We start from the raw sequence: 10746 nt of genomic DNA on the forward strand, positions 1-10746 counted from the left end.
GTTTCAAGCGTCTTTGTAGCAATTTAAGCTTACTCTGTACTTTCAACAAAAATCGAGGGGCTTTGATTAAATCTCCCCGTGAAGTAGCGACAAAACTTTCAATTCCCGCGTCAATTCCTAAACAGGTCTTCCCTACTGTCATATCGGGAACTAATTCCGTAGATTGGAAGGAAACCGAAACGTAAAATCCCGACGCTTTTTGGATAATTCGAGCTTGTTTAGGCTCGAACCAGGGCGGGTACTTTCTGGATTTCCTAATCCGAATTTTTCCCAATTGTGGAAAATTTAAGTATTCGTCACCTAAGAAGTTTATTGTAGGGGGTCTAAGTGGGTTTTAGCCTAACTGCCTAATCAAACAACAATCTTAAGCTTTATCTCCTCAGTCCTCAACAGTGGTACAATTGCCGTCATAGCTAGGGGTGTCTGAGGCAATCAGGCTGAGAAAGACCCTTAGAACCTGAGACTGGGTAATTCCAGCGTAGGGAAGCTGTTTACAGAGGAAATAAAATTATGAGACAAGAATGGGTTGCCCCCCGGCGCGGACAAGCAAATGTATCGCAAATGCACTACGCCCGTCAGGGGATAATTACCGAAGAGATGGCTTATGTGGCAAAACGGGAAAATCTCTCTCCCGAATTGATTCGCAGCGAAATCGCCCGAGGAAGACTGATTATTCCCGCTAATATCAATCACCTCAACCTCGAACCTATGGCGATCGGTATTGCTTCTAAGTGTAAAGTTAATGCTAATATCGGGGCTTCCCCTAACTCCTCGAATATTAACGAAGAACTGGAAAAATTACACCTAGCGGTCAAATACGGCGCAGATACGGTGATGGATCTCTCCACCGGTGGCGGTAATTTGGACGAAATTCGCACTGCGATTATCAATGCTTCTCCTGTCCCCATCGGTACTGTACCCATCTATCAAGCGGTGGAAAGCGTTCACGGCAATATTGAAAAACTCACCCCCGAAGATTTCCTCCATATTATCGAAAAACACGCCCAGCAAGGGGTAGATTACATGACGATTCATGCGGGAATCCTCATCGAACACCTGCCTTTAGTCAAAACCCGTCTGACCGGGATTGTCTCCAGGGGCGGTGGTATTATTGCTAAGTGGATGTTACACCACCACAAGCAAAATCCTCTCTACACCCATTTCGATGAAATTATCGAGATTTTCCAGCGTTATGACGTTTCTTTTAGTCTCGGTGACTCCCTGCGTCCTGGTTGTACCCATGATGCTTCCGATGCGGCCCAATTAGCGGAATTGAAAACCCTCGGCCAACTGACGCGCCGCGCTTGGGAACACGATGTACAGGTGATGGTGGAAGGACCGGGCCATGTTCCCATGGATCAAATTGAATTTAATGTGAAAAAACAGATGGAGGAGTGTAGCGAAGCACCTTTCTATGTTCTTGGTCCCCTTGTCACCGATATTGCCCCAGGATACGATCATATCACTTCGGCGATCGGGGCGGCTCTGGCGGGTTGGTACGGGACGGCGATGTTATGTTATGTCACCCCGAAAGAGCATCTCGGTTTACCCAACGCTGAAGATGTGCGAAATGGCTTAATTGCCTACAAAATAGCGGCTCATGCGGCAGATATCGCCCGTCATCGTCCAGGAGCGCGGGATCGTGACGATGAACTCTCCATTGCTCGTTATAATTTCGATTGGAATCGTCAATTTCAGTTATCCTTGGATCCCGATCGCGCTAAGGAATACCACGATGAGACTTTACCCGCAGATATTTATAAGACGGCGGAGTTTTGTTCGATGTGTGGACCGAAATTCTGTCCGATGCAAACTAAAGTCGATGCCGATGCGATTACGGAATTAGAGAAGTTTCTCGCTAGTCAGAATCAAGACAATTTAACCCCGGTTTAAAGGGGAGTTATGGGAAGGGCTGCTTGATTTCAGCCCTATTCCTAGCATAGAAGTCAAAATTCTGGGAATAGCCGCCGATTTTTTGACTAATTGACCCGTTTTTCTAGATATTGACCGATCATCAATTCTTGACCGGCGCGAGAGATAATAGTTTGTCGGGTGCGATATTGTTGACCGATGAGTTTAATTTCTTCTTCAAAGACAGAACCGGCGTATTCTGTTCTCAGACAGAGAGTAGAGGGGTTAGGAAAGGTATAAATAGCGCTAACGGGTTTATCCGTCGCAAATCCCCGATCGCGATAGAGAATATTATCTAAAATACCGAATATAGTCGAACCGTTGGAGGGTTTTTTACTCTGGGGACGGAGATAATTACTTTGCCAAGTCACTTCCGTACCACCTAATAGAACTGTATCTTCCAGATTATGTAAACGGGCCAGTTGAATTAATGGTTCGCTGCCTTGGGGTAAATATTTAATCTCGATGGCGCTGATAACTTCTTGGGGTTCCGTTTCTTGGGTGAGGGTGTAATAACGTCTCTGGGATTGCCAGCGTCCTTCTGTCTGCTTAAAAAAGGCTAAAGCCAAAGTTTCTAGCGATAATTGGGCGGTTTGAATTAATGTCATAGAAATAAAACCTTTCCTGTTTTTTGGGAGAGCAGATTTGTTATCCTTTGTCAAGAGTTTGCCAGAGAATTGTTACACATCTTAATACAATTATAAGCTGTTAAGTATTTAAATTGCCAGTTGAGATGAGGCACTCTTGCAAGAGGCAAGAGGCAGGAGATAGGGTGGTCACTGCGTGCGCGTTGCGGGGGGTTTTGGGGTTTTAGTTGAAATTCCCCCACTTCCCCACTTCCCACTTCCCCATTTCCCCACTTCCCCATCCCCCAACCCCCTTTTTAGCTGTTACTTTTCACCCGATCTGCCCAGTCTTGGTATTGTTAAAAATATAGAACCTCCGAACAAGGTCTCAACTCCGTGCAGTTAAAACAAGTCATCATCGCTCACAAGGCCAACCATCCCCAAAGTAAAGCATGGGCGGAAAAATGCGCTAAACAGTTAGAAGCCCGTCAGTGTAAAGTTTTAATGGGACCCAGTGGCTTTAAAGATAATCCCTATCCGGTATTTTTAGCCTCAGCATCGGAAAAAATCGACCTTGCCATCGTTTTGGGGGGAGATGGAACCATTTTAGCCGCCGCTCGCTATTTAGCTCACGAAGACATTCCAATTTTAGCGGTGAATGTCGGCGGCCATCTGGGATTTTTAACGGAACCTTTTGAGATTTTCCAGGATACGGAGACGGTCTGGGATCGTTTACAATCCGACCACTACGCGGTACAACAACGGATGATGTTAAAGGCCAGAATCTATGAAGGGGATAAAAGAAACCCGCAGCCAGTGAGCGAGGCATTTTATGCCCTGAATGAGATGTGTGTGAAACCCGCTAGTATCGATAGGATGCCCACCTCAATCCTCGAAATCGAAGTGGACGGGGAAGTAGTAGATCAGTACCAAGGAGATGGTTTATTAGTGGCTACTCCCACGGGGTCCACCTGTTACACCGCTTCCGCTAATGGCCCGATTATACACCCCGGCATGGAAGCGATCGCTGTCACCCCGATTTGTCCCTTGAGTCTCTCCAGTCGGCCGATTGTCATTCCCCCGGCATCTCTGGTCAGTATTTGGCCTCTGGGAGACTACGAATTAAACACTAAACTCTGGATGGATGGCGCTTTAGCCACTTCCATTTGGCCCGGGCAATGGGTGGGAGTTACCAAAGCTGAAAAATTCGCCCAATTTATTATCCTGCGGGAAAGCTATTCTTTTTATCAGACTCTACAGGAAAAATTACAATGGGCCGGAGCGAGAATTCATTATGATGGCAATCGTCATAATTAGGGTTTGCGGCAAAAAGTTTTTCGTGGGTGTAGGGTGTAGGGTGTAGGGTTTTACCGATTTTCAGGGGGTCAATTACCTAATTTTCAGGGAAAAAGTGCCTAAATTCCCCCCGATCACTCCCATATCTGGTACTTTTTGATTTACAAAAACTCTAAAAGTCTTAACCAACAAGGGTTTTACCATTATTCAGCCAGCCCTACTTATAATTACCGAGATGCCAGTAGGGATCGTTAAAGGTTGAGCGGGGTCGAAGGAGCAAAAGGCCCCTTGCACCCCAGCGAATAGAGGGTCAAAAGTTGTCAAAATATTTGACAAAATTGCCACTTTATGGTAAGAAATTGGGTTATTCTTGTCCCGTAAATTTTAAATTTCATCCCATCCAGTTAAGCCAGAAGACATAACATAACTGGTAACGGTTGCTTCAAAAAAGTTAGCTTTGGTGTGGCCTTCTTTTTTGGTATCGGAGAAGCGTTCCAGATGATTATAGGGACTTTTGTTATACTTTTCTTCCTTGTATAAAGGCTCAAGTCCGATCGCTTTCAGTCGAATATTAGCGAGGTATTTGGTGTACTGTTCGGTACTGTATTCGGTAATACCTAAAATGTCGTTGCCAACAATGTGATTTGTCCAGCGACATTCGTGTTTAACGGCCGTATCGAACATCTCATAAATCTGTTCAACGGAATGGGAAAAAGTTGCCATGGCTTCGGGAATAAGTTTCTGATACAAACGGACGTGACTTAATTCGTCCCGGTTGATCATTTTGAAAACGTCAGCACTACCGGACATTAGCTGTCGAGAAGCGAGATTATAGAAAAAGATAAAGCCGTTGTAAAAATACAAACTCTCCAGCAAATAATCGGCAAGAAGGGCGATAAAATAGCTTTCAGTAGTTTGTTTGTCGATGTATTGCTGGTAGAGACTAGCGATAAATTCACAGCGATCCTTGAGAACTTTATCGGTACGCCAAAAGTCATAAACTTCGCCTCTGCGATCCGAGGGAATAATGGTTTCAATTAAGTATTGATAACTTTGATTGTGCATGGCTTCTTGAGAAATTTGTTCCGCCATACAAAGACTAATTTCTGGCGCAGTGACGCTACCTTTTAGGTGGGGAATATTACAGGTTTGCACGGAATCAAGAAAAGTTAGATAGGATAAAATACCATCATAAGCATATCTTTCTTCGTCGGTAAGATGCCCGTATTCAGTCACGTCTTGAGTGATATCTAAGCGTTGCGGAATCCAGAAATTTTCGCGCATTTGTTGATATAAACCCACCGCCCAGGTGTAGCGGACATCGTTTAACTGCATCAGGTTGGTGGTGTTACCAAACCAGATCGAACGGTTTTCGATCGCATCATCTCCCGCCGGATTGAAGATCGGGGAAATGGGCATCGAATGGCAAGAATTAACTAAATGTAAGGACATGATTACTTGGATATTATGGCACTTTTAGGTTATAATAGATTTTCGGTAAAAAGTCAAATGTTTTGATTTTGATTAGGAATAAATTCAAAATCTAGGGCTTCTGCCAAAGTAAATGGGCAATCCTTCGGGAATTTCTCTAGGTTTATCCCTGTTTCAATAGCGGCTTTTTTTCTGACCTTATTATAGCATTTTTTTAAATTGTCTTCTGTTAAAAAACTCTTAAGACTAGGGCTATTTTCTAAATCTTCTTCGATTCTTTCTCGCTGCTCAAAAAGGGTTAATGCCCAGCTTCTGGTTTGTTTTTCTGGCTCTTGTAAGTATTTTAGTAAATGCCATAAAATCACGGTCAGATTGCTTTTAAGGGCTTTCTGTTGACTGATAGACATAGATTTTATTTCTTCAATTAAATTCTCTAAATCTAAATCAGAAAACCGATGATTTTCTAGTAAAGATATGGTTTTCTCTATCCAGAGATAGTAATCCTGTTCGTATAAAGTCTTATCCATAGCTGTGATTAGGTGATGAGTAGGACTTATTTTAAATGATATAAAAAAATTAAGGTGGGCATTGCCCACCCAAGTTAACCTTAATTAGCGCAACTAGAACAACTATCGTCAGACTCTCGAAAATTGTCCTTTTGTACGGTACGGATATAATAAATCGCTTTACACCCCAATTCCCACGCCATGATGAGAGTATCAAAGATATCTTTAGCAGTGAGACAACGGTTGGGTTCTGCGGGGAAATAAACCCCTTCATTGAGGTTGAATAATAATTCCATAGAAATCCCCGTATCAATCCATTCTTGCATAGTAGCGATCGCTTTTACCACTTGTTGCTGTTCGAGATTTTTATTCTCTGGATAAAACCAGAAAGCTTCTTCAATAAAAGGTGGTGCGATGGGAACGGTTCCCTTTGCCCATTTATCGTAGAAAAAGCGACTATAAACCGGCAAAACACTAGCGGTACATCCCTGTACCAAACTAGAGGAAGTATTAGGAGCAATGGCGGTAATATGGGAGTTACGGATGCCAAATCGTTGAATATCTTCGGCTAATTGTTGCCATCTTTGCGGTTGCACCGCGTTATTTAAAAACCATGCCACTGGTTTTGCTCCGATTAATTTACCTTGACTCCATTCACTACCCAAGAAAGCTTGATAAGCGCCGCGTTCTTTGGCTAATTCCATCGAAGAATAGGTACACCAATAGCCAATTTCTTCAAATAAATTACTAATTTCTGACAGGTTATTGTAGGATAATTTCCGTTTAGCTAACCAGTCAGCCAATCCCATCGCCCCTACCCCAATAGTGCGATATTTATCGTTGTGGTTTTTAGCATTATCAAAGGGAGGATTAGTGATATCGATAGTATTGTCGAGAATCCTGACAGCGATTTGACAATTAGACTCGATTTCTTCCCTGTCGATATTGGCTAAATTAAGGCTAACTAAATTACAGCAATGGGCAGTTTTATCGGGGGTGACATTGCTAAAAGATTCGGTGCATTGTCCTGTTAGAATGCCGTTAAACATTCCCAGATGACGCTTGGGTTCTGTAAAACAGTAGGTGTCATCTCGACGACAGGTTAACTCTACCGATTCAATGCGAATAAACTGAGTGGCCGAACGTTGGGGTTCTTTTAAAGTCCATTGTAAGCGATGGGTTTTAAGTCCCAATTGACCAAGTTGAAATAGTCCGACAGAATTAATCAGTAAACGATATTTTGGTTGACAGAGATATTCTTGATAATTTCCCTTTCCATTTGGCATCAATTTATAGCCACCGTCATCCATAAAAGTAACTTTGGAATCAACTCCTAAAGTCTGTAACATTAGGCGAATATCGAGCAAAAATTGCCGGTTAACAGCAGCAATCTGGAGAGACTCGTTAGAACCATTGCGGGCAACTGTTCCATCGGCATCAAGTAAACCAGCTAACCATTCTAAACGAGATTTAATTGTGTAACCATTGAGAGGAACTGTAAATTTACTGGGAATATCTAACGGGAGTTTACAGACGATCCGATCTTGTTTACTGTCATGATATACCCCTAGGGTATCGGTTTCTTTTCTCCAAAAAGTACCTTTTTCAATAGAGCCATTTCCCCGATATTTGTTACGAATAGCCAATAAGGGAAGTAACTCTTTTTTAACTCCGTATAGGTCAACTTCTGGCATTCCATTGTTTCCGTAACTCCCATCTCCAGAAAAGAATCCTGCGGTGTAGGCGTAGGGAAAGTCAAGATCATTTTCTGACTGGATGAGAGGCAGCTGGTATTTAATTAATTTATCTCCTTGTTTGAGGTCTTTTGCCTCCACAATTTCCACGGTTCCCTTGTAGTTCTTCTGAACGTAAAACTTATGGTAGTAAGTACATTCTAATGCCTCTCCGTTAGAGAAATTGACCTTTAATAAAGGCTGGTTTTCTCCAGTCTTTTTAACTAATACTTCTGACCACTCCAATCCATTCCAGACATTAACATATTCCCCCACCAAATCAGCGATTGCTATTTGTCCTCGGTCAGTGAGAATTTTTGTTTCTCCCGCGACGCATAAATTTACACCGGGGATATAGCCATCGTGCTTATTAGGATTAGCGCGATTGATGGTATCTTTGAAGGCAATGTAGGGCATTCCTGTTTCTACTTGGGAACGCATGATACTTTTAAATAAGTCCCGGGCATTGATTTTTTTATAGAGGAGAATCTCTTGATCTAAATTAGCTTCTACTAAACGATAGGCCTCTTCAAATTCTTCCCCCCATAGTTCCGCTAATTCTATACCTAATTTATTGCGAACTTCGTAGGGATCTACTAATGTCCACTCGGCTTTATTTATCACCCGACGCATGAATTCATCGGTGATAACTAATTGGGGAAAAACATCATAAGCTTTACGTCTTTGATCACCGTTTTCTGTCTGCATTTCCAGAAATTCTGGCACATCTAAATGCCAGATGTCAACACCGATAGTTACTGCCCCGGCGCGTCTTCCCCCCTGATTTACTGCAATAGCTGTATCGTTGAGTAATTTAATCCAAGGAATAATCCCCCCGGAAGCATTAGCTTTCCCCATTACCCAGCTACCAGTGGCGCGAATTCTACTCACATTCACCCCGACACCGCCACCATTTTTTGAGATGCGGGCAGCATTAGTAATCTCGTCGAAAATGCTTTCTAAACTGTCGTCAATGGAGAGGATAAAACAACTGGTTAAGGAACCTTTGGGAGTGCGTAAATTGGCTAAAATTGGGGTGGCGAGAGAGATTTTTCTTTGAGCAATCGCTTGATAAAATTTCTTCGCCCAGGGGAGTCTATTAGCTGGTTCTTCCACAGTGGCAAGCAGCAAGGAACAGGTTAATAATGCCTCTTGGGGTAACTCATTTTTGAGTAAATAACGGCTAGTGATTAACAATGCCCCTGCGTAATCATAATCGATGTCCCAATCGGAATTAATCCAAGAACCAGCTTCTTTTAATTCTGCCTCGGAATAGATGAGAATCCTTTCGTCGTACAGCCGATTTTTAACTTGAGTTTTGACAGTTTTCTCGTAATTTCCGTACTGATAACCCCGGACTACTAAGGTATCTTTCCACAGACTCCAAATATGCAATCTTCCCGCCACATAGCGCCAATCCGGTTCCTCGGGACTACACATTTCTAGGGCGCAATTAATTAAATTATCCTGTATTTCCCTGGTGGTAATCCCATCCCGCAGGCGCGTGGTTAAACCTGCTTCTAAGGCGATTGAATTGACTTTTTTGCCTTCACAAGCCCACTCTACCACGTCGCGAATTTTGCCGATATTTAAGCTTGTGGTGGAACCATCGCGCCGAATCACTCTAATTCCATGGCTGCCCATATTAGCTAAAGGGGTAGAACGAAAGGGTATTACTTCGTTATTTTTGTGAATGGAGACGGTAGTAGTCAAGGGCTTTGATTGCATAATTAGGAAATTGCGGCGTTAAAAAATTTGACAAATTAATCTATTTGTACTAGAGTATTATATCAGATTTTCTGGGAAAACACAACATCTAGCGTGTTAAATAATCTTATCACTCTATATATGGTATAGCCAGGATTATTTTGTTCCCTAAAAACAGTGTTTTGGCTGACATTTTCTGGAAAAAATTCTTGATTTTCCAGAAAAATGTAGTTCTTTTGTATGCTTGACAAAAAGCTTTTTCTTTGGTACGAAAAACAGATTGACAAAATATTTTTGATCCGATTCTGCTTGACTGCTGAGGAGGTTGTGGTCAGACTTTAGCTAATGGCTGATAGCTTATGGGTATAGTTTTGTTCTTAAGTACCTAAGTAGGGAGGCACAATTATTTGTAAGATGGGTTAGCGGTAGCGTAACATAATCGGGCGTTGGGTTTCATGCTTCAACCCAACCTACGTTCTGTCCTGGGAGATATTGCTTTTACTCCCGAAGGGGAAATCATTCAGGATAAATTCTCCGTGGCACAAATTAAAATGAATGCCGATGGTAAAAATGGTAAATTTACTTTTGTGGAAAATTAATAAGTAAGTGGTTCTTCTCGTTTCTACCTCGTTGCAAGGGTCTCCCTTGCAACGCATTTCCAGAGGTTCTAGCTCTTGTGTAATACTAAATCCTGTTTAAAGTGTTCAAGAGTGTTAAAGTCGAGTCCAAAATCAACATAATCCTGTTTTGACTTGCAATGTTCTATTCAATTAATTTCTCTAGGGATAGGACAGTATTCGATGGTGGTGTTGGACAAGAATAAAAGAAAAATGTAGGTTGGTTTTCCCTTTCTTCAGAAATTCTTCTTAAGTTTTCGTGTTCCCTAATTCTTGCTCTAAGCTAGTTCTGGAATTTCTGGCAATTATTAGTAGTGAAATTTACAGGAAACAATAACAATTTCTTGATCAGACACGCTATAAACTAGGCGATGTTCTTTTGTAATGCGTCGTGACCATAATCCTGATAGTTCATGTTTTAATGCTTCTGGTTTTCCTAATCCAGAAAAAGGCTCTCTTTGAACATCTTTAATAAGGCTGACAATTTTAGCGTCAACTTTTTTGTCTGCGATCGCCCATTAATTAAACTCATCAAAACTTCGGGTTAGAAAGGCGACTTTCCTGATCAGTTAGCAGCATCTACATAAATATAACTATCAGGATTTTTCAGAGATTCTCTTGCCTCTTGGAGATGTTGACGGTTAGCTTCTGTGGAAAGCAGATAGTCCGTTTCATCCATTTCAGCAGCTTCTTTAATCAATAAAATCGCTTCGACAACTGTTCCTTCTGGTAAGTCGAGGTGAGGTAAACTAAGTTGACCATTTTTGATGATTGTTTGGTATTTTAGTGCATTCATAGAATTCTACTATTCTTGATATTCTATTAATTATAAGTAGGTAGGCGTTAAAAATTATCAGATGCCCCCCTTATTAAGCTATCCATTAGTCGGATCTTTCTTAACAAAAAGAGAAGAAACTTAAAAAAAGGGGAAACGATTGATAGGTATAGTTTTGAAAGAAGGAATTAAGGTGGAGGTAAG

General features: G+C 41.9%; 9 protein-coding genes, 1 pseudogene and 1 riboswitch. Of the genes and pseudogenes, 3 read left to right on the forward strand and 7 right to left on the reverse strand.

The features are described 5' to 3' along the window. Nucleotides 1-319 (reverse strand): annotated as a pseudogene (locus tag O9290_RS14860) (RNA-guided endonuclease TnpB family protein); the annotation flags it as partial. Nucleotides 320-405: 86 nt separating this feature from the next. After that, nucleotides 406-502, forward strand: a riboswitch (TPP riboswitch). A gap of 8 nt (nucleotides 503-510) precedes the next feature. On the opposite strand from O9290_RS14860, the gene thiC reads away from it, so the two are divergent. Further along, nucleotides 511-1893, forward strand: a complete 1383-nt coding sequence (gene thiC, locus O9290_RS14865; protein WP_190722776.1) for a phosphomethylpyrimidine synthase — start codon at nucleotides 511-513, stop codon at nucleotides 1891-1893. A gap of 86 nt (nucleotides 1894-1979) precedes the next feature. Here thiC and O9290_RS14870 read toward each other — a convergent pair whose 3' ends face one another. Next, nucleotides 1980-2519, reverse strand: coding sequence for a phycobiliprotein lyase (locus O9290_RS14870; RefSeq protein WP_159290762.1), 540 nt, complete (start codon nucleotides 2517-2519; stop codon nucleotides 1980-1982). A 354-nt stretch (nucleotides 2520-2873) separates the two neighbouring features. Between O9290_RS14870 and O9290_RS14875 the strand changes: the two genes are divergently transcribed. Then, entirely contained in the window at nucleotides 2874-3794 is a 921-nt protein-coding gene (locus O9290_RS14875; RefSeq protein WP_002757170.1) for an NAD(+) kinase, read from the forward strand. Between the two features lie 363 nt (nucleotides 3795-4157). On the opposite strand, the gene O9290_RS14880 is transcribed toward O9290_RS14875, so the two are convergent. The 3 genes from O9290_RS14880 to O9290_RS14890 form a co-directional block, all read right to left on the reverse strand. After that, nucleotides 4158-5225 carry a ribonucleotide-diphosphate reductase subunit beta gene (locus O9290_RS14880; RefSeq protein ID WP_288024127.1) on the reverse strand — a complete coding sequence of 356 codons (1068 nt, stop codon included), beginning with the start codon at nucleotides 5223-5225 and terminating at the stop codon, nucleotides 4158-4160. 53 nt (nucleotides 5226-5278) lie between these two features. Next, nucleotides 5279-5731: a DUF29 domain-containing protein gene (locus tag O9290_RS14885; RefSeq protein ID WP_002757164.1), complete on the reverse strand. Its 453-nt coding sequence runs from the start codon at nucleotides 5729-5731 to the stop codon at nucleotides 5279-5281. 80 nt (nucleotides 5732-5811) lie between these two features. Then, a complete protein-coding gene (locus O9290_RS14890; protein WP_002757163.1) occupies nucleotides 5812-9171 on the reverse strand; it encodes a ribonucleotide reductase barrel domain-containing protein in 3360 nt (1119 codons plus the stop codon). Nucleotides 9172-9605: 434 nt separating this feature from the next. On the opposite strand from O9290_RS14890, the gene O9290_RS14895 reads away from it, so the two are divergent. Next, nucleotides 9606-9749 (forward strand): hypothetical protein, encoded by a 144-nt coding sequence (locus O9290_RS14895; protein ID WP_002757162.1) that lies wholly within the window; start codon nucleotides 9606-9608, stop codon nucleotides 9747-9749. A 326-nt stretch (nucleotides 9750-10075) separates the two neighbouring features. On the opposite strand, the gene O9290_RS14900 is transcribed toward O9290_RS14895, so the two are convergent. After that, on the reverse strand, nucleotides 10076-10279 hold the full coding sequence (locus O9290_RS14900) for a Txe/YoeB family addiction module toxin (RefSeq protein WP_288087219.1): 204 nt from the start codon (nucleotides 10277-10279) through the stop codon (nucleotides 10076-10078). A 53-nt stretch (nucleotides 10280-10332) separates the two neighbouring features. Beyond that, nucleotides 10333-10563: a hypothetical protein gene (locus O9290_RS14905; RefSeq protein ID WP_288024133.1), complete on the reverse strand. Its 231-nt coding sequence runs from the start codon at nucleotides 10561-10563 to the stop codon at nucleotides 10333-10335. Between the last annotated feature and the right edge of the window lie 183 nt (nucleotides 10564-10746).

This window comes from Microcystis sp. LE19-41.2A, assembly GCF_027530405.1.
In the GTDB taxonomy this organism is placed as follows: domain Bacteria; phylum Cyanobacteriota; class Cyanobacteriia; order Cyanobacteriales; family Microcystaceae; genus Microcystis; species Microcystis aeruginosa.

What these genes read in the sequence shown, in the direction of transcription:
- thiC (WP_190722776.1), top strand. Translation starts at nt 511, where the DNA reads ATGAGACAAGAATGGGTTGCCCCCCGGCGCGGACAAGCAAATGTATCG.
- O9290_RS14905 (WP_288024133.1), bottom strand. Translation starts at nt 10,563, where the DNA reads ATGAATGCACTAAAATACCAAACAATCATCAAAAATGGTCAACTTAGT.
- O9290_RS14885 (WP_002757164.1), bottom strand. Translation starts at nt 5,731, where the DNA reads ATGGATAAGACTTTATACGAACAGGATTACTATCTCTGGATAGAGAAA.
- O9290_RS14895 (WP_002757162.1), top strand. Translation starts at nt 9,606, where the DNA reads ATGCTTCAACCCAACCTACGTTCTGTCCTGGGAGATATTGCTTTTACT.
- O9290_RS14890 (WP_002757163.1), bottom strand. Translation starts at nt 9,171, where the DNA reads ATGCAATCAAAGCCCTTGACTACTACCGTCTCCATTCACAAAAATAAC.
- O9290_RS14870 (WP_159290762.1), bottom strand. Translation starts at nt 2,519, where the DNA reads ATGACATTAATTCAAACCGCCCAATTATCGCTAGAAACTTTGGCTTTA.
- O9290_RS14880 (WP_288024127.1), bottom strand. Translation starts at nt 5,225, where the DNA reads ATGTCCTTACATTTAGTTAATTCTTGCCATTCGATGCCCATTTCCCCG.